Origin of the sequence: Streptomyces sp. 147326 (genome assembly GCF_045000215.1) — a bacterium.
In the GTDB taxonomy this organism is placed as follows: Bacteria; Actinomycetota; Actinomycetes; order Streptomycetales; family Streptomycetaceae; genus Streptomyces.
The window spans coordinates 6,884,555-6,902,863 of the sequence record NZ_CP134201.1 but is presented as its reverse complement, the minus strand read 5'-3'; the positions used below and the strand labels follow the sequence as shown (position 1 = coordinate 6,902,863).

Below are 18,309 nucleotides of genomic sequence, written 5' to 3'. Positions count from 1 at the left end.
CGATCATTTAAGCGAGCAGCCGCACCGCCCCGGGGACGCCTACCGCGGTCACCGTGCCGGTGCCCTCGCGGACGGCGGCGGTCAGGCGGGCCAGCGCGTCCTCGGCGTCGGCGCCCACCACCGTCCGTACGGAGAAGCCGGCCGCCCGCAACGCGGAAGCGGCCGGCTGCGCGGCGTGCGCGCCCCGGCCGCGGCCCGCGGTGGGATGGACGAAGAGGGTGATCTCAGAGCCCACCCGGCGGAATCTACGTCAGGTCGCGTCGTCGTAACCGTTGATCCGCTGGCGTCCGCCGGCGGCCTGGCCGGGCAGCGCGGCGGGGGCCGACACCGACTCCAGCTCACCGATCGGCGCCGGGGTCAGGTCCAGCTCCGAGGCCTCGTCGTCGCTCAGACCCGCGTCGGGGTCGTTGCGCCGGCGCCTGCGGTCGTTGAGGAGACAGATACCGAGGGCCAGGAAGTAGAGGGCCACGATGGGCAGCGCCAGCGCGAGCATGGTCGGCGGGTCACCCGTGGGGGTCGCGAACGCGGCGAAGACCGTGATGCCGAGGACCATGCCCCGCCACCAGCCGCCCAGCCGCTTGCCCGTGAGCACGCCCGTGAAGTTCAGCAGGATCAGCAGCAGCGGCAGCTCGAAGGCCAGGCCGAACACGATCACCATGCGGGTGACCAGGTCGAGGTAGTCGTCGACCGGCAGCAGGTTGCGCGCGTGATCGGGAGTGAACTCCAGCATGATCGTCGCGGTCTGCGGAAGGATCTTGTACGCGAGCACGGCGCCGGCCGCGAACAGCGGCGCGCCGACCGCGACGAAACTCCGCGCGTACTTCTTCTCGTGGCTGTGCAGGCCCGGCGCGGCGAACGCCCACAGCTGGTACAGCCACACCGGCGCGGACAGCACCACACCGGCCGTCAGCGAGACCTTCAGGGCGATCGAGAACGCCGAGATGAGACCGTTCACGGTCATGTCGGCGCAGGGGTGGCCGTTGCGCTGGGTCACCACACCGTTCCTGCAGCCGACGGAGTCCAGCATCGGCTTCAACAGGAAGTTGATGATGTCCCGGTAGAAGAAGGCCGAGATGACGGTGATCACCAGGACCGCCAGGACCGACTTCAGCAGACGGTTTCGCAGCTCACGCAGGTGCTCGACAAGAGGCATCCGCCCTTCGGCGTCCTTGTCCGCTTTCTCCTGCTTGCGGGCAGACTTGAGCAACCCACGTCCCTTGTCTCGTTGCAGATGACTGGCGCGTTACGGCGTGCGTCAGCCCTGGGCGGCGCGGTTCGTCTCGCTGACCGGGCGGGAGCTGGTGACGTCACCGGGCGCGGCCTGGATGGTGCGCGGGGCGACGGGCTGCTGCGCGGACGGGTCCGCGACGGTGGTGGCGGTGGCCGCGTCCTCGGCCTCGCCGTCCTTCTTCATGGCCTTGGCCTCGCTCTTGAGGATGCGGGCCGACTTGCCGAGGGAGCGGGCCATGTCAGGAAGCTTCTTGGCGCCGAACAGCAGGATGATGACGCCGACGATGACGAGGATTTCCCAACCCCTGAGGTTGCCCATAGAAATCTTCCTTTTCTCCGAGGTTGACAGCGCACCGGCACGGGCGCCTGGGACTGTCTCTACCGAGGATCGTAACCCCAGGGGGTTAACGCCCGGCAATCCCCCGGCGTCCCCCGTCTTGCGTCCTGGCCGGATGTCAATCCCCCGGTCACACGCCCGTCTCATTCGCTACGGTCGCACGTCGCGGCCCGCCCTGGCCAGGTCCGCGGCCGCCCGCTCGAGATCGCCCGAGGCATCGGTGATCCGGCGGCTGGCCTGCGCGACCTGCACGGAAAGTCTGCGCACCTCCGCGTAGACCCGCACCGCCAGTACGGCGAGCACGGCGACTCCGAGGAAGCCCAGGGCAATTGCGAACATCGGCCACAGCATGGGCCGAGCCTAGGCCACCACCCGCCTCAGATACTGCGCAGGGTGCTCACGCCACCGCCCGTCAGCAGCTCCACGATGCGCTCACCAGCAGGTTTACGCACGGAGGCACCGCATTCAGGACACGTGAAGGAGTAGAAGGTGGCCCGCCGGCTGCCGCCGATGGCCAGCCGCAGAGCGCCCGCGTCCAGCTCGAAGCGAGCCCGGCAGTCGGGACAGGAGGCCTTGAAGGCGACGGGCCCTGACGTTGGCGACATCGACCGCGCTCCCCTCAGACCTGTTCCCCGTACCCCGCGAGTGCTTCTCGAGCGGCGCTCCGCGCGCTCTCCGCCAGCTCTGCGGGGGCGACGATCCGCCCCTCGCGCCCGAGCCGCAGCGCGAGCCGGCGCAGCGAAGCCGGATCCGGGCTGCGCAGCGTGATCCGCAGGCCCCCGTCGGCCAGCTCCTCCGCGCTGTCGTGCGGGTAGTACTCGGCGACCCAGCGGCCGCCCGGCCCCACCTCGACGACGACCTCCGGGTCCTCGGCGGCCGGCTGGACCAGTCCCTCGGACAGATCGCGCGGCTCGATCGCCGGCGGCTCGGCCCGCTCGTCCAGCAGCCTGATCTCCGCCACCCGGTCGAGGCGGAAGGTGCGCCGGGCCTCGGAGAGGTGGCACCACCCCTCCATGTACGTGTGCCCGACCGCGAACAGCCGGATCGGGTCGACCTTGCGCTCGGTGAGCTCGTCGCGCGCGGGCGAGTAGTAGCGCAGCCACAGCCGCCGGCGCTCCGCGATGGCCCGGTCCACGTCCGCGAAGACCCCGCCCTCCGACTCGAAGGTCACCGACAGCCGGGAGCTGGCCCCGGCCGCCTCGCCCGCGGCCGCCTCCAGCTTGGCGGTGGCCCGCAGCAGGGCCTCCCGGTCGCTCTCGCGCAGCCCGGGCAGGGTCGCCACGGCCCGCGCGGCGACCAGCAGCGCGGTCGCCTCGTCGGCGGCCAGCCGCAGCGGCTCGGCGGTGGACTCCCCCGAGGCGTCGGGGTTGCGCCACCAGATGCGCTCCCCGTCGGTGTCGATGTCGAGCAGGTCCCCGCCCCGGAAGCTGGTCCCGCACATGGGCAGCACGTCGAGGTCCGAGATCAGCTCGTCCTCGGTGATCCCGAACGCGCGGGCGACGTCGGCGACGTGCGCCCCGGGGCGCTCGCGCAGGTAGGTCACCAGGGACAGCATCCGGCGGGTCTGGTCGATGGCGTTGGCAGCCATGCTGGTACGTCTCCCCCTCAGGGCACGTCTTGGAATGTGGCGGTCTCGAAGCTGGCGGATCTCGGATCGGGCTCTCGGATGTGGCGGAGCCCGGACGGCGCGGCGGCGGACGCGGGCGCCGCCCCCGCGCACCGGGTCAGGCCTTGGCCACGGCCCGCAGGCGGTCCACCACGTCGGCCCGCAGATCGGCGGGCCCGACCACGACGACGTCGGGCCCGAACTCCACCAGCCAGGCGTCCAGCCCGTGCCCGTACGGAATTTCCAGCTCGTCCCAGCCGTCCGCGCCCTCGCGCACCCCGGTGGCCTTGGCCCGCAGCGGGTAGCCCGCACCCGCGCGCAGCCGGATCAGCGCGGAGCGGTCCGCGCTCTCCCCGGCCCAGCTCGCCACGGTCTCCCGCACGGTCACCACGTCGGGAACCTCCGCCGTGTACCTGGCCGCCCGGGAGCGGACCTTGCCGGTGATCCGGGACAGCCGGAACACCCGCTCCGCCCCGCGGTCCCGGTCGTAGCCGGCCAGGTACCAGTGACCGCGCCAGCACTCCAGCGCCCAGGGCTCCACCTGCCGGGTCTCGGGCCGGGCCGCGGTGGACTTGCGGTAGTCGAAGACCACCGGCCGGCGGTCCCGGCAGGCCAGCATCAGCGGCTCGAAGGCCGCCTCGTGGACCGGGATGCGCGGCTCGATGGCACTGTGCTGGCCCTCGTACGGGTCGCCCGCCTCGGGCATCCCGCCCGCGCGCAGCTTCTGCAGGGCCCCGCTGGCGGCCCCCGCCAGGCGGGCCTGCTGCCAGACCTTGGCCGCCAGCCCCAGGGCGGCGGCCTCCTCGGCGTCCAGCGAGACGGGGGGCAGCCGGTTGCTGTCCCGGCGGGCCAGGTAGCCGGTCTCGCCCTCCAGGTTCTCCACCGTCTCGATGACCAGGCCGAGTTCCCGCAGATCGTCCTTGTCCCGCTCGAACATGCGGTTGAAGGACTCGTCGTTGCCGGCCTCCATGTAGGCCTCGATGGAGCCGCGCAACTCGCGCTTGCTCAGCGGCCGGCGGGTCCCCAGCAGACACAGCGCCAGATTCATCAGCCGCTCGGCCTTGGCAATCGCCATCGACGCCCTTCCCCCGTTCTCGACACACTCGTGACCGTTGACCGTACCGCCCCGGCGGTCCCGGACAAAAGCGAGGGCCCCCGCCTCACGGCGGGGGCCCTCGGAGTGACTGCCGGTGTATCAGGCGGCCATCAGGTCACAGACGAAGATCAGCGTCTCGCCCGGGGCGATCGCACCGCCCGCGCCGCGGTCACCGTAGGCGAGGTGGGCCGGGATCGTCAGCTTGCGACGGCCGCCGACCTTCATGCCCGCGATGCCCTGGTCCCAGCCCGCGATGACGCGGCCGGCACCGAGCGGGAACTGCAGCGCGGAACCGCGGTTCCACGAAGCGTCGAACTCCTCGCCGGTGGAGAAGGCCACGCCCACGTAGTGGACGGAGACCATGGCACCGGCCTTGGCCTCGGCGCCGTCGCCCTCCCAGATGTCCTCGATGACGAGGTCCTTCGGGGCTTCGCCCTCGGGGAAGTCGATCTCGGGCTTCTCGAGCTTGTCGCTCACGGAACTGCTCCTCATACGTACGAAACGGTCAACCGGAACAGTCTTACATCACGGCGAGGATGTCGAGGCTGAAGACCAGCGTCGACTTCGCCGGGATGGTGCCCTGCTCCTTGTCACCGAAGGCCTGGTCCGGCGGGATGACCAGCAGGATGCGGCTGCCGACCTTCTTGCCGATCAGGCCGTCCTTCAGGCCCGCGACCGAAAGCTCCTTCAGCGGCCACGTGACCGTCTGGCCGGAGGTGTACGTGCTTTCGAAGGACTTGTCGTCCTTCCACGTCTTGCCGTTGAACTTCACGACGACGGAGTCGGTGTCCTTGACCACCGCGCCGTCACCCTCCAGGACGTAGTTCGAGACCAGCTTGGCCGGCTCGGCGGTGTCCTTCGGGACGGTCACGGAGACCTCGTTGCCGTCCGTGTTCGTGCCGACCTTGGGCAGGTCCTTGTTCTCCTGGGCGACTTCCTTGCCCGTGGCCGAGGCCGGGACGGTGGCGCCCTTGACGATGTCCACGACGAAGACCAGCGTGGCGTTCGGCTTGATCTTCGGCTCCGAGCCCTGGGCCCCGTAACCGAGGTCCGGCGGGATCACGAGCTCGACACGGCTGCCGACCTTCTGACCCTCCAGGCCCTGGTCCCAGCCCTTGATGACGGCGCCGGCACCGATGGTCAGGTCGAACGGCGCGGGCCGGCCGAAGCTCTGGTCGAACGGCTCCTTGCCGTCCCACACCTGGCCGAGGTAGTTGACCTGCGCGATGTCGTTCTTCTTCAGCACCTGCCCGGTGCCCTCGCTGATGGTCACCACCTTCAGCTCCTTGGGCGGCGCGCCCTTCCCCTGCGACAGGGTGGGCGTCTCCCCGAACTTGGCACCCTTGGTGATCGCGGGCGCCCCGTTCTTCATCTGGGCGGAGTCGGAGCCGCTGTCGTCGCCACACGCTGCTGTCGTCAGCAGCAGAAGGGGTACGACAAGCAGGCCGGCAAGTCGGCGCACGGGTTCCTCAGATCTCAGACGGCAAGGCGGTCGCCCGCCACTCTAAGCCGTGCGCAGGGCCCCGTACGAGAGACGTACGGGGCCCCGGTAAGGAGTGCGATGTCACATTGCGGGCCTACATGCCGGCGATCAGCTTCTCCACCCGGTCGTCCACCGACCGGAACGGGTCCTTGCACAGCACCGTCCGCTGCGCCTGGTCATTGAGCTTCAGGTGCACCCAGTCGACCGTGAAGTCCCGCCGCTGCTCCTGCGCCCGCCGGATGAAGTCCCCGCGCAGCCGCGCCCTCGTCGTCTGCGGGGGCACCGACTTGCCCTCGAAGATCTTGAGGTCGTTGCAGATCCGCGCCGCCTGCCCCTTGCGCTCCAGCAGGTAGTACAGCCCGCGCCGGCGGTGGATGTCGTGATACGCGAGGTCTATCTGAGCCACCCGCGGATTCGACATGGTCATGTTGTGCTTGGCCCGGTACCGCTCGATCAGCTGGTACTTCATGACCCAGTCGATCTCGGTCCCGATCCGGTCCAGATCCTCCGCGTCGATCGCGTCCAGCGTGCGGCCCCACAGCTCCAGCACCTGGTCCACCACACCGGTACGGATCCCCCGCCGCTCGGCGAAGTCCACCGCCTTGTCGTAGTACTCCCGCTGGATCTCCAGCGCCGAGGCCTCCCGGCCGCTCGCCAGACGCACCTTGCGCTGACCCGTGATGTCGTGACTGACCTCGCGGATCGCCCGGATCGGGTTCTCCAGGGTCAGGTCCCGCATCACCGTGCCCGCCTCGATCATGCGCAGCACGAGATCGGTGGCCCCGACCTTGAGCAGCATGGTCGTCTCGGACATGTTCGAGTCACCCACGATGACGTGCAGCCGGCGGTAGCGCTCGGCATCCGCGTGCGGCTCGTCCCGGGTGTTGATGATCGGCCGCGAACGGGTCGTGGCGGAACTGACACCCTCCCAGATGTGCTCGGCCCGCTGGCTCACGCAGTAGACCGCGCCCCGGGGCGTCTGCAGCACCTTGCCGGCGCCGCAGATCAGCTGCCGCGTGACAAGGAACGGAATGAGAATGTCCGCCAGGCGGGAGAATTCCCCGTGCCGGGCCACCAGGTAGTTCTCGTGGCAGCCGTACGAGTTGCCCGCCGAGTCGGTGTTGTTCTTGAAGAGATAGACGTCGCCCGCGATTCCCTCCTCGTGCAGGCGGCGTTCGGCGTCGACGAGCAGTCCTTCGAGAATGCGCTCGCCTGCTTTGTCGTGGGTGACCAGTTCGGTCACGTTGTCGCATTCGGGAGTTGCATATTCCGGATGCGAACCCACATCGAGGTACAGGCGGGCGCCGTTCCGCAGGAAGACATTGCTGCTGCGGCCCCATGACACAACACGGCGGAAGAGGTAGCGCGCCACTTCGTCAGGAGACAGTCGGCGCTGTCCCCTGAACGTGCACGTGACGCCGTACTCGTTCTCCAGCCCGAAAATGCGGCGGTCCATGACTGAACATTACGCCTTCTGCCCTCTTCTGAAACCGGGTTCGGGAGCGCCGTTTCGATCAGTTCCCCGCAGCGGGCCCGCCGACTCGCCGTCGAACAGGCCCCCGCACCGGCTCGCCGACCGGTGTGGCGCCCCCGGATCACCCCGCCGAGGAGGCCTCTGACGCCCCCTCGCGCACGCCACCGGACACCCCGTCAGGCGAACCCGCCACCGCGCGGCTCGGCCCGGCAGTTGCCATCACCCGCTGAGTGGCCATCAGCACCAGCAGCGCAGCCGCACCCGCCACGGACGCCACCCCGAAGCTCGCCGCCGTACCGCCCAGTTCCACCGCCGGCCCCGCCGCCGCCGTACCGATCGCCGCACCCACCCCGAAGAAGGTCACCAGCCACGAGAACGCCTCCGTCACCGTGCCCGCCGGCGCATGCCGGTCCACCACGATGAACGCACACGCCAGCGCAGGCGCCAGGAACACCCCCGACAGCGCCGCCAGCGCCGTCATCGCCACCGGCCCCGGGGTCAGCATCAGCGGCAGATAGCCCAGCGCCAGCAGCGCCAGCAGCATCAGCAGCCGGCGCTCCGGCGCACCCGCCCACTGACGCGCCCCGTACGTCACCCCGCCGATCAGCGCACCCAGCCCGAGCGCAGCCATCAGCCACCCGTACACCGCCTGGTTCCCGTGATCGTCCGCGTACGCCACACCCGCCACCGTGATCGAACCCAGCGCCGTCCCCACGAAGAAGAAGGCACCCAGCAGCGCCAGCAGCCCCCGCGAACGCAGCGCACCCAGCCAGTGGGCCTCCCGCGGCGCCGAACGCCACCTGCGCGAAGGCTCGCTCACCACCACCGACAGCGCACCCAGCACCCCGATCGCATTGAGCGCCAGCAGCGCCCCGGCCGGCGACCACAGCGCCACGAACAGCGTCACCAGGAGCGGACCGACCGTGAACATGACCTCCTGGGCCACCGCGTCCATCGCGTACGCCGCGTGCACCTTCTCCTCACGGCCCCCCAGTACGCCCGGCCACAGCGCCCGCAGCCCGCCCTCCAGGGGCGGCGTGAAGAGCCCCGCGACGACCACCGCGGGATACGCGGCCACCGCCGACCCCGTGCCCGCCAGCGCCAGCCACACCACGCCCAGCGCCGAGACCACGGCGGCCGGCAGCTGCACCCGCGGCTGCCCGAACAGGTCCACCGCCCGGCCCAGCAACGGCTGGCCCACCGCGTTGGCCACCCCGTACGCGGCGGCGAGGGCTCCCGCGAGGCTGTAGCTGCCACCCTCGGCGCGCGTGAACAGCACGATCGCGATCGGCGCCGTCGCGTTCGGCAGCCGCCCTATGAGCGTGCCCACCAGCAGCCTCGCGGCGTGCCGGGTCCGCAGCAGCTCCGCGTATCCCGCGGCCATGTCGGCCCCCTTCTGCCCGGATCCCGCCGGGGTAATACGTATAACGTGACCCGTCATACGTACCATGGCCGCAGTCCGCGGGTCCACCCCACGGACCCCGACACCACCCCCGACCTCGCACTTCAGGAGCCACCTGTGACGAGACCCACCAGCCGCGACGTGGCCACCGCCGCCGGGGTCTCCCAGGCCACCGTCTCCCTCGTCCTCGGCGACAAATGGCCCGGCCGCGTCTCCGAACGCACCGCCGCCCTCGTCCGCGAAACCGCCACCCGCCTCGGCTACCGCCCCAACCTCGCCGCCCGCAACCTCCGCCTCGGCTCCACCCGCACCGCCCTCCTCGTCGTCCCCGCCCTCACCAACGAATTCTTCGCCCGCGTCTACACCGGCGCCGCCCGCATCGCCGCCGAACACGGCTTCGGCGTCGTCCTCTACCCCTCCCCCGACGGCACCGGCCCCGCCCGCGACCCCTTCGCCTCCGCCCGCGCCGCCCTCGACGGAGTCATCGCCTCCTCCATGGCCGCCGACGCCCTCGACGCCATCGGCGGCGACACCCTCCCCCTCGTCATGCTCGACAGCGACCCCGCCGCCGGCACCGCCGCCGCCCACGTCAACCTCGCCATGGCCGACGGCATGCGCCAGATCACCGAACACCTCCTCACCCACGGCCACCGCCGCTTCCTCCACCTCGCCTCAGCCGTCGACTCCTGGACCTTCGACACCCGCGCCGAAGCCCTGGCCACCCTCCTGGGCCCCGGAACCGAACTGCGCACCGTACGGTCCCCCCTCACCGTCGACGGCGCCCGCACCGCCATGGAGACCGCCCTCGCCACCCCCCAGGGCAGGCCCACCGCCATCGTCTGCGACGACGACATCCTCGCCGCCGGCGCCTGCAAGGCCGCCCGCCGCCTCGGCCTGCGCATCCCCGAGGACCTCTCCGTCACCGGCTTCGACGACCTGGCCCTCGCCACCGCCGTCGAACCCGAACTCACCACCGTCCACCTCCCCGCCGAACGCGTCGGCGAGCAGGGCATGACCGCCCTCCTCGCCGTCCTCGAAGGCACCCCCTGGACCGCCCCCGACATCCCCGTCCGCCTCGTCGTCCGCGACTCCACCGGACCCGCCCCCACCTCCTGACCCGACGGGAGCCGGGCGGGGCCGGACACGACGAAGCCCCGGCCCACCGAAACGGTGAACCGGGGCCCTCGCACCACCGGACTACTCGGCGTCGTCCTCCGGCGCCTCGTCGTTCGACACGGCATCCGCCTGCGCGGCCGCCGGCACATCCGCCTCCAGCAGCCGCGACAGCTGCCGGCCCCGGATCCGCTTGAACTTGCGCTGCTGCGCCCGCGTACGGTCCAGCACGGCCACCTCCAGCCGCTCGGCCGGAATCGCCTTGTCCGCACCGTTCGCCTGGCTGGACAGCGCCTGCACCGCCAGCTTCAACGCCTCGGACAGGGTCATCCCGTCCTGGTGACGCTGATCGAGGAAGGTACTGATCTGCTCGGCGTTGCCACCGACCGCGACCGAACCGTGCTCGTCCACGATCGACCCGTCGTGCGGCAGCCGGTAGATCTGGTCCCCGGCCGCAGTCGCACCGACCTCGGCGACCACCAGCTCCACCTCGTACGGCTTCTCACCCGCACTGGAGAAGATCGTGCCGAGCGTCTGCGCGTACACGTTCGCCAGCCCACGGGCCGTCACATCGTCGCGGTCATAGGTGTACCCGCGCAGATCCGCGTACCGCACACCACCGATCCGCAGGTTCTCGTACTCGTTGTACTTGCCGGCGGCCGCGAAGCCGATCCGGTCGTAGATCTCGCTGAACTTGTGCAGCGCACGGGACGGGTTCTCGCCGACGAACACGATGCCGTCGGCGTACTGCAGCACGACAAGGCTGCGACCGCGGGCGATGCCCTTCCGGGCGTATTCCGCCCGGTCGGCCATGGCCTGCTGGGGTGACACATAGAACGGAGTCGACACCGGCTTTCCGTCCCTTTCTTCTGGGCTCCTGAGGGGCGACGGATGGTCAGAGCAGGGCGGCGCGCGGGCCGTCGGGCTGCTCCAGACGACGGTTGGTGACCGTACGGGCGAGCTCCTGCGACTCGTCGTCGGTCAGCCTCCGGAAGCCCTCGTCGGTGATGACGGTGACGATCGGATAGATGTGCCGGTACAGGTCCGGGCCACCGGTGGCCGAGTCGTCGTCAGCCGCGTCGTACAACGCCTGCACGACCAGCGTGGTGGCCTGCTCCTCCGTCAGATCGGGGCGGAAGAGCTTCTTCATGGATCCTCGGGCGAAGATCGAACCGGAGCCGGTGGCGGCGTACCCGTGCTCCTCGGAACGGCCGCCGGTCACGTCGTAGGAGAAGATCCGGCCCTTCTCCTTGGCCTCGTCGTACCCCGCGAACAGCGGCACGACCGCCAGCCCCTGCATCGCCATGCCCAGATTGCTCCGGATCATGGTGGAGAGCCGGTTGGCCTTGCCCTCCAGGGACAGGGTCGTCCCCTCCACCTTCTCGAAGTGCTCCAGCTCCAGCTGGAACAGCTTGACCATCTCCACGGCCAGGCCGGCCGTACCGGCGATGCCGACGGCGGAGTACTCGTCCGCCGGGAACACCTTCTCGATGTCCCGCTGCGCGATCATGTTCCCCATGGTCGCCCGCCGGTCACCGGCGAGGACGACCCCGCCGGGGAAGGTGGCGGCCACGATGGTCGTCCCGTGCGGCGCCTCGATCACGCCCTCCGGCAGCTTGCGGTTGCCGGGCAGCATCTCGGGCGAGTGCGCGCCCAGGAAGTCCATGAAGGACGACGACCCCGGCGTCAGGAAGGCTGCCGGTAGACGCCCTGTGCTACGAGTGTTGGGTTCCACAGGTTTCCTTCCACGTAAGCGGCTGCACGCCTCATGACGTCCGGCCGATCCTTGAACTGCCCCAGGGCTGCGTTGCAGCTGAAGCACAGTACGCCTCGGACCTTACCCGTCTGATGATCGTGATCAACATGCTCAGCCGAGCCCACTCTGCAGATCACGCAGACACCGCCTTGAGTCGCGATCATCTCGTCCCGCTGAGCCTCGGTGATGCCGTACTTGCGCTTGAAGTAGCTAGCCCTGTTGCGTTGCGCCCGGCACGAACGGCAGTAACTGGACCATCCGTCCGAGGTGGTTTTGTTCGGCTCCCATTCGGAATGCGGCTTGATCTCCTCGCACTGAGGACACCGTTTGTGGCCGGACGGCACGGCCACCTTCACCCGTACCGTCCGCCCTTTCGCCTCTTGGCGCGCCTTGTAGTACTCCGCCCAGCACGTGGGGCAGTACGCCTGTAAGCCGTCGACCGTAGAACGGTTGCCCGCATATTCCGCCCGCGGCCTGTCCTGCTTGCATCGCGAACACCGCTTCGTACCCTCGGACAACTACCCCGCGCCCGCCTTCGATTCGAAGGTCAAATGGCCTTATTGGCCACCCTTCTGAACGAAGGACCTCACGAAATCCTCGGCGTTCTCTTCGAGTACATCGTCAATCTCGTCAAGTACGGAGTCGACGTCGTCGGAGAGCTTTTCCTGGCGCTCCTTGAGGTCGGTCGATTCTTCGACCGCAGCCTCCTCGACCTCCTCGGTCGAGCGCGTCGCCTTCTGCTGTCCGCCGCCGGTGTCCTTGGTCGCCATGTCTACCTCACCCCGCTCGGTTCGCACGCTCACGTCGAGAGACCCCGGGATTCGGGATCTCTCAAGATCAGACCCTATGTCGGACCTTACTAGGAGGGTCCGACATTCGTCCCCGCACTTTCACAACGTCCGGTTCTCCTCATGATTCCCGGACCGGGGCCCTTTCAGGCCCCCATGGCACCGCTCACTGCCCCGAAAGCACCCGCACCAGGTCCTCCGCCGTGCGACAGCGGTCCAGGAGCTCCTTGACGTGGTTCCGGGTCCCCCGCAGGGGTTCCAGCGTCGGGACCCGCTGCAGCGAGTCCCGGCCGGGGAGGTCGAAGATCACCGAGTCCCAGGAGGCCGCGGCCACGTCGTCCGCGTACTGCTCGAGGCAGCGGCCGCGGAAGTAGGCCCGGGTGTCCTCCGGGGGCTTGCTCTGGGCCCGCTCGACGGCGGGCTCCTCCACCAGGCGCTTCATCTTGCCCCGGGCCACCAGGCGGTTGTAGAGGCCCTTCTCGGGCCGTACGTCCGAGTACTGGAGGTCGACCAGGTGCAGCCGCGCCGCGTCCCAGCCCAGCCCGTCCCGGCGCCGGTAGCCCTCCAGGATCTCCCGCTTGGCGATCCAGTCCAGCTCGCCCGACAGGCTCATCGGGTCGCTCTCCAGCCGGCCCAGCACGTCCTCCCAGCGGACCAGCACGTCCTTGGTCTGCTCGTCCGCGTCGGAGCCGAAACGCTCCTCCACGTGCTTGCGGGCCAGCTCGAAGTACTCCATCTGCAGTTGCACCGCGGTCAGTGTCCGGCCGCTGCGCAGCGTGATGAGGTGCTTCAGGTCGGGGTCGTGGGAGACCTGGTGGAGGGTGCGCACGGGCTGGTCGACGGCGAGGTCGACGTTGATGAACCCGTCTTCGATCATGGACAGGACAAGTGCGGTCGTGCCGAGCTTCAGGTACGTGGAGATCTCGGAGAGGTTCGCGTCGCCGATGATCACGTGCAGGCGGCGGTACTTCTCGGCGTCGGAGTGCGGCTCGTCCCGGGTGTTGATGATGGGCCGCTTCAGGGTGGTCTCCAGGCCGACCTCGACCTCGAAGTAGTCCGCGCGCTGGCTGATCTGGAAGCCGTGTTCGCGGCCGTCCTGGCCGATGCCGACGCGGCCGGCGCCGGTCACGACCTGCCGGGAGACGAAGAAGGGGGTCAGGTGGCGCACGATCTCCGAGAAGGGGGTCTCCCGCTTCATCAGGTAGTTCTCGTGCGTGCCGTAGGAGGCGCCCTTGTTGTCGGTGTTGTTCTTGTAGAGGTGGATCGGCTGGGCGCCGGGCAGCTGGGCGGCCCGTACGGCGGCCTCGGCCATGATCCGCTCGCCGGCCTTGTCCCAGAGCACGGCGTCGAGGGGGTTGGTGATCTCCGGCGAGCTGTATTCGGGGTGCGCGTGGTCGACGTAGAGCCGTGCGCCGTTGGTGAGGATGACGTTGGCGAGGCCGATGTCCTCGTCGGTGAGCTGGCTGTTGTCGGCGGCCTCGCGGGCGAGGTCGAAGCCGCGGGCGTCCCGCAGCGGATTCTCCTCCTCGAAGTCCCAGCGGGCGCGTCGCGCCCGGTGCATCGCCGCCGCGTAGGCGTTGACGATCTGGGACGAGGTGAGCATGGCATTGGCGTTCGGGTGCCCCGGGACGGAGATCCCGTACTCCGTCTCGATCCCCATTACTCGCCGTACGGTCATGCGGCCCTCCTTGCCCGGCGGCGCTCCCCTTCGGGAGCGGCGCTCAAGTACCGCTGGTGCTCCGGTGCGTGTGCCTGTGCGGTGCCCGTCCCCGCACTGCGCGTCCGGCGGTACGGAAGAGCCTAGAACCACTGCGCGCTCGTGGGGAGATCATTTCCGTCATTGAATCCGCCCTTTCACCGGCTGAAAAGCGGCCGGTAAAGCGGTCGGGTAAAGCAGTCGGCTGCGGACGCCCGGGGAGGGCATCCGCAGCCGCTCCGCGTCAGAGGTACTGACCGGTGTTCGCCACCGTGTCGATGGAGCGTCCGGTGTCCGCGCCTTGCTTTCCGGTGACGAGGGTGCGGATGAATACGATCCGCTCTCCCTTCTTTCCGGAGATTCGGGCCCAGTCGTCCGGGTTGGTGGTGTTGGGCAGGTCCTCATTCTCCTTGAACTCGTCCACGCACGCCTGGAGGAGGTGGGAGACCCGGAGGCCCTTCTGGTTGTGCTCGAGGAAGGCCTTGATCGCCATCTTCTTCGCACGGTCCACGATGTTCTGGATCATCGCGCCCGAGTTGAAGTCCTTGAAGTAGAGGACTTCCTTGTCGCCGTTGGCGTACGTGACCTCGAGGAAGCGGTTCTCCTCGGTTTCGGCGTACATCTGCTCGACGACGGTCTGGATCATGCTGTGGACGGTGCCGTCCTTGGAGCCCTGGTGTTCGGACAGGTCGTCCGTGTGCAGGGGCAGCGAGGCCTTGAGGTACTTCGCGAAGATGTCCTTCGCGGCCTCGGCGTCCGGGCGCTCGATCTTGATCTTCACGTCGAGGCGGCCGGGGCGCAGGATGGCCGGGTCGATCATGTCCTCGCGGTTGGAGGCGCCGATGACGATGACGTTCTCCAGGCCTTCCACGCCGTCGATCTCGGCGAGCAGCTGGGGGACGATGGTGTTCTCCACGTCCGAGCTGACTCCGGATCCGCGGGTGCGGAAGAGGGATTCCATCTCGTCGAAGAAGACGATGACGGGGGTGCCCTCGCTCGCCTTCTCCCGGGCACGCTGGAAGACGAGGCGGATGTGCCGCTCGGTCTCGCCGACGTACTTGTTGAGGAGTTCGGGGCCCTTGATGTTCAGGAAGTAGGACTTCCCGGCGGGCTGGCCGGTCACCTCGGCGACCTTCTTGGCAAGGGAGTTGGCCACGGCCTTGGCGATGAGCGTCTTGCCGCAGCCGGGCGGGCCGTAGAGCAGGATGCCCTTGGGCGGGCGCAGTTCGTGTTCCTTGAAGAGGTCCGGGTAGAGGTACGGGAGCTCGACCGCGTCGCGGATCAGCTCGATCTGGTCGCCCAGGCCGCCGATCTTGTCGTAGTCGATGTCGGGGACCTCTTCGAGGACGAGTTCTTCGACCTCGCTCTTGGGGACGACCTCGTAGACGTAGCCGGAGCGGGGTTCGAGCAGGAGGGCGTCGCCGGGGCGGATGGTGATGTCCAGGAGCGGCTCGGCGAGCCTCACCACCCTTTCCTCGTCGGTGTGCCCGACGACCAGGGCGCGCTCGCCGTCCTCGAGGATCTCCTTGAGGGTGACGATGTCCCCGGCCCGCTCGAATTCCATGGCCTCGACCACGTTGAGGGCCTCGTTGAGCATGACCTCCTGGCCGCGCCGGAGGTCTTCCGGGTCGACGCTGGGGCTGACGTTCACGCGGAGCTTTCGGCCTCCGGTGAAGATGTCGACGGTGCCGTCCTCGTTGGCTTGCAGGAAGACACCGAAACCGGCCGGCGGCTGTGCGAGCCGGTCGACTTCTTCCTTGAGGGCCACGATCTGGTCCCGGGCCTCACGGAGGGTATTCGCGAGTCGTTCGTTCTGTGCGGATACGCCGGCAAGATTTGTCTGCAGCTCGACGATCCGCTCTTCGAGAATCCTCGTGTGTCGCGGAGAGTCGGCGAGCTTACGTCGCAGGACGGCGATTTCCTGCTCGAGATAGGCAACCTGGCCGGCGGGGTCCTCAGACCCTCGCCCGGGCCGGATGCCGCGGTTGATGTCGTCGTCGTGGGCTGCCACGGTCCTCACCTCCTCCAAGGGGAGCTGGACGCTTCCTGACCCTACCTGGGCTGGTGGTGATTGAAACCCCTAGATCACAAAGACGGTAGAGGTGTGTCCGATCTTCACCCTTGCGTACTCCCTCACGCCAAGGAAATACCCACCCATCAAACTCGGGAAGCGGCCGGTTGTAAGGTCGAACTGTTCAACACCCGTCAGGGCTCGCGCGACTTGCTGCGGGTTGTGACCGGGATGGATCACTCAGCGCAGGGAACGGCAGGAGATATGACCGTGCAGCACGAGGCTCCGACGGGCGCGGCCGGTGAGGCCGGCGGGCCGCTTGAGGTCTGGATCGACCAGGACCTCTGCACCGGGGACGGCATCTGCGCGCAGTACGCGCCCGAGGTGTTCGAGCTGGACATTGATGGTCTGGCGTACGTGAAGAGCCCCGAGGACGAGCTGCTGCAGGAGGCGGGGGCGAGCACTCCGGTTCCGCTGACGCTGCTCCAGGACGTGGTGGACTCGGCGAAGGAATGTCCGGGGGACTGTATTCACGTAAGGCGCGTTTCGGACAGGGTGGAAGTCTTCGGCCCTGACGCGGAGTGACGCTTCAAACACTTCTGACGGCTGAGTCCGTCAGCTCCTGGCGGAATTTTCCGTCGCTCCAGCGCCACTTGGCGAGCTGCTTCTTGTCGGGGCAGCAGCGCGGCACCTCGGGTGCGGAGTAGCCGAGGAGGCTCGCGGTGACGGCGTGGTCGCGCACGGTGAGTTCCGTGGCGGTCTGGCGTTGTCCGGGGTCGAGGAGCGTGGCGACGACGCGGGGGCGGGCGCCTTCGGTGCGGTCCTGGACGAGGACGTAGATCGCGTGGGGCGGGGTGCCCGAGCCGGCTTCGCAGCGGACGGCGGCCACGGTCTCGGGGCGGCCGTCACCGTCGAGGTCGCCCTGGGCGGTGGCCGTGACGGTCTGCGGGGCGCCCTTGCAGTCGAGGGGGTAGGTGACGGCCGCGGCGTCGGGAGCGGCGGCCCGGGGGCCGTTCGCGGTGGGGTCCGGCGTGGCGGCGGGGGTGCCGGTGGCCGGCTGTACGAGTCCCGCGGTGGCTATGACGGCGGCCATGGCGGTGGCCGTGGCGAGCCAGTGGAGCGGCCTGGCCATGCTGTGCGCCAGGGTGTCCGGGGTCGGCGTCAGCTCGGCGGGGCTGTGCAGCACGCGGGGTGTCTCCTGTGCGAAGGGTGACGGGGAGCCAGCATCGTGCCATACCTCACACGGAGGTGGAACGGCCGGGTCCGGTCCCGTTGGATCCGGTGCGCTGTGACCGCGCGCGGGCAGGACCGGATCGGGTCGGCGGAGGGACAACGAAAAGGCGCTGTGGCGCAGTTCCCGGTCGGCCGGGGGAACTGCGCCACAGCGCCTTCGTGTTGGGTCGGCGGTGCGGTTACGCGGAGCGGTCGCTGCCGGGCCCGTCGTAGTCCTCGCCGTAGGCGCCCTTGGCGGGGCGGCGGCGGCGCATGGGGGGCTCGACGCCGTCCGCGAGGCGGCGGGCGGTGACGAGGAAGCCGGTGTGGCCGATCATGCGGTGGTCCGGGCGGACGGCCAGGCCTTCGACGTGCCAGTTGCGGATCATCGATTCCCAGGGCTGCGGTTCGGCGAAGCAGCCGATCTCGCGGATGGACTCGACGGTCTTGGAGAGCTGGGTGGTGGTGGCCACGTAGCAGCAGAGGATGCCGCCGGGCACCAGGGCCTTGGAGACGGCCTCCAGGCATTCCCAGGGGGCGAGCATGTCGAGGATGACGCGGTCGACGTCCGTGTCGGACAGGTTGTCCTGGAGGTCGCCGACGGTCAGCTGCCAGGCCGGGTGGGGGCCGCCGAAGTAGCGTTCCACGTTGGCGGTGGCGATCTCGGCGAAGTCCGCGCGGCGCTCGTAGCTGTGGAGCATGCCCTGGTCGCCGATGGCGCGCAGCAGGAAGCTGCTCAGGGAGCCGGAGCCGACACCTGCTTCCACGACGCGGGCGCCGGGGAAGATGTCGGCGAAGGCCAGGATCTGGCCGGCGTCCTTCGGGTAGACCACGGCGGCGCCGCGGGGCATGGACAGGACATAGTCGGGGAGCAGGGGACGCAGCGCGAGGTAGGCGACGTTGCCCGTGGTACGGACAACACTGCCCTCGGGGGCACCGATCAGCTCGTCGTGGGGGAAGGAACCCTTGTGGGTGTGGAAATTCTTCCCGGCTTCGAGCGTGAACGTGTAGTGGCGGCCCTTGGGGTCGGTGAGCTGAACCTGGTCCCCGACCTCGAAGGGCCCGCGTCGGCGGGCGGCACCGGTCGGTTCGGACATGTGACCAG

At 69.3% G+C, this 18,309-nt stretch carries 20 protein-coding genes and 1 pseudogene; 2 read left to right on the top strand and 19 right to left on the bottom strand.

Annotation, left to right across the window (positions count from 1 at the left end; genetic code table 11):
- Positions 1-16 precede the first annotated feature (16 nt).
- From RIU97_RS31690 to RIU97_RS31640, 11 genes and pseudogenes are all read right to left on the bottom strand, one after another.
- Positions 17-235 (bottom strand): annotated as a pseudogene (locus RIU97_RS31690) (diacylglycerol kinase family protein); the annotation flags it as partial.
- Positions 236-250: 15 nt separating this feature from the next.
- Positions 251-1,207 (bottom strand): twin-arginine translocase subunit TatC, encoded by a 957-nt coding sequence (gene tatC / locus RIU97_RS31685; RefSeq protein WP_404960975.1) that lies wholly within the window; start codon positions 1,205-1,207, stop codon positions 251-253.
- Between the two features lie 48 nt (positions 1,208-1,255).
- Positions 1,256-1,549: a Sec-independent protein translocase subunit TatA gene (gene tatA, locus RIU97_RS31680; protein ID WP_404960974.1), complete on the bottom strand. Its 294-nt coding sequence runs from the start codon at positions 1,547-1,549 to the stop codon at positions 1,256-1,258.
- 168 nt (positions 1,550-1,717) lie between these two features.
- The gene (locus tag RIU97_RS31675) at positions 1,718-1,918 is read right to left on the bottom strand and encodes a hypothetical protein (protein ID WP_327413008.1); all 201 of its coding nucleotides are present in this window, start codon (positions 1,916-1,918) and stop codon (positions 1,718-1,720) included.
- Positions 1,919-1,944: 26 nt separating this feature from the next.
- Positions 1,945-2,172, bottom strand: a complete 228-nt coding sequence (locus tag RIU97_RS31670) for a hypothetical protein (protein ID WP_327413009.1) — start codon at positions 2,170-2,172, stop codon at positions 1,945-1,947.
- A 14-nt stretch (positions 2,173-2,186) separates the two neighbouring features.
- On the bottom strand, positions 2,187-3,155 hold the full coding sequence (locus tag RIU97_RS31665; RefSeq protein ID WP_327413010.1) for a WYL domain-containing protein: 969 nt from the start codon (positions 3,153-3,155) through the stop codon (positions 2,187-2,189).
- A 136-nt stretch (positions 3,156-3,291) separates the two neighbouring features.
- A complete protein-coding gene (locus RIU97_RS31660) occupies positions 3,292-4,248 on the bottom strand; it encodes a helix-turn-helix transcriptional regulator (protein WP_404960973.1) in 957 nt (318 codons plus the stop codon).
- Positions 4,249-4,368: 120 nt separating this feature from the next.
- On the bottom strand, positions 4,369-4,761 hold the full coding sequence (locus RIU97_RS31655; protein ID WP_319730908.1) for an FKBP-type peptidyl-prolyl cis-trans isomerase: 393 nt from the start codon (positions 4,759-4,761) through the stop codon (positions 4,369-4,371).
- 28 nt (positions 4,762-4,789) lie between these two features.
- Entirely contained in the window at positions 4,790-5,731 is a 942-nt protein-coding gene (locus tag RIU97_RS31650; protein WP_404960972.1) for an FKBP-type peptidyl-prolyl cis-trans isomerase, read from the bottom strand.
- A gap of 115 nt (positions 5,732-5,846) precedes the next feature.
- Complete coding sequence (gene pafA, locus RIU97_RS31645) at positions 5,847-7,208, bottom strand: Pup--protein ligase (RefSeq protein WP_030016332.1); 1,362 nt, start codon at positions 7,206-7,208, stop codon at positions 5,847-5,849.
- A gap of 139 nt (positions 7,209-7,347) precedes the next feature.
- Positions 7,348-8,610, bottom strand: a complete 1,263-nt coding sequence (locus tag RIU97_RS31640) for an MFS transporter (protein WP_404960971.1) — start codon at positions 8,608-8,610, stop codon at positions 7,348-7,350.
- A gap of 135 nt (positions 8,611-8,745) precedes the next feature.
- Between RIU97_RS31640 and RIU97_RS31635 the strand changes: the two genes are divergently transcribed.
- Positions 8,746-9,744, top strand: coding sequence for a LacI family DNA-binding transcriptional regulator (locus RIU97_RS31635; RefSeq protein WP_404960970.1), 999 nt, complete (start codon positions 8,746-8,748; stop codon positions 9,742-9,744).
- A gap of 81 nt (positions 9,745-9,825) precedes the next feature.
- Here RIU97_RS31635 and prcA read toward each other — a convergent pair whose 3' ends face one another.
- From prcA to arc, 6 genes are all read right to left on the bottom strand, one after another.
- Positions 9,826-10,590 carry a proteasome subunit alpha gene (prcA, locus tag RIU97_RS31630; protein ID WP_351295700.1) on the bottom strand — a complete coding sequence of 255 codons (765 nt, stop codon included), beginning with the start codon at positions 10,588-10,590 and terminating at the stop codon, positions 9,826-9,828.
- A gap of 46 nt (positions 10,591-10,636) precedes the next feature.
- Entirely contained in the window at positions 10,637-11,476 is an 840-nt protein-coding gene (gene prcB, locus RIU97_RS31625; protein WP_030016344.1) for a proteasome subunit beta, read from the bottom strand.
- Positions 11,428-11,661 carry an endonuclease VII domain-containing protein gene (locus tag RIU97_RS31620; RefSeq protein WP_404963022.1) on the bottom strand — a complete coding sequence of 78 codons (234 nt, stop codon included), beginning with the start codon at positions 11,659-11,661 and terminating at the stop codon, positions 11,428-11,430. The genes prcB and RIU97_RS31620 overlap by 49 nt, the downstream gene beginning before the upstream one ends.
- A 393-nt stretch (positions 11,662-12,054) precedes the next feature.
- Positions 12,055-12,267 (bottom strand): ubiquitin-like protein Pup, encoded by a 213-nt coding sequence (locus tag RIU97_RS31615; RefSeq protein ID WP_030016348.1) that lies wholly within the window; start codon positions 12,265-12,267, stop codon positions 12,055-12,057.
- Between the two features lie 184 nt (positions 12,268-12,451).
- Complete coding sequence (gene dop / locus RIU97_RS31610) at positions 12,452-13,963, bottom strand: depupylase/deamidase Dop (protein ID WP_404960969.1); 1,512 nt, start codon at positions 13,961-13,963, stop codon at positions 12,452-12,454.
- A gap of 262 nt (positions 13,964-14,225) precedes the next feature.
- A complete protein-coding gene (arc, locus tag RIU97_RS31605) occupies positions 14,226-15,992 on the bottom strand; it encodes a proteasome ATPase (RefSeq protein ID WP_319730019.1) in 1,767 nt (588 codons plus the stop codon).
- Between the two features lie 264 nt (positions 15,993-16,256).
- On the opposite strand from arc, the gene RIU97_RS31600 reads away from it, so the two are divergent.
- Positions 16,257-16,577, top strand: a complete 321-nt coding sequence (locus RIU97_RS31600; protein WP_404960968.1) for a ferredoxin — start codon at positions 16,257-16,259, stop codon at positions 16,575-16,577.
- A 4-nt stretch (positions 16,578-16,581) separates the two neighbouring features.
- On the opposite strand, the gene RIU97_RS31595 is transcribed toward RIU97_RS31600, so the two are convergent.
- Together RIU97_RS31595 and RIU97_RS31590 are read right to left on the bottom strand one after the other, a co-directional pair.
- A complete protein-coding gene (locus RIU97_RS31595; protein WP_404963021.1) occupies positions 16,582-17,124 on the bottom strand; it encodes a hypothetical protein in 543 nt (180 codons plus the stop codon).
- 280 nt (positions 17,125-17,404) lie between these two features.
- Complete coding sequence (locus RIU97_RS31590) at positions 17,405-18,301, bottom strand: tRNA (adenine-N1)-methyltransferase (RefSeq protein WP_030016358.1); 897 nt, start codon at positions 18,299-18,301, stop codon at positions 17,405-17,407.
- Between the last annotated feature and the right edge of the window lie 8 nt (positions 18,302-18,309).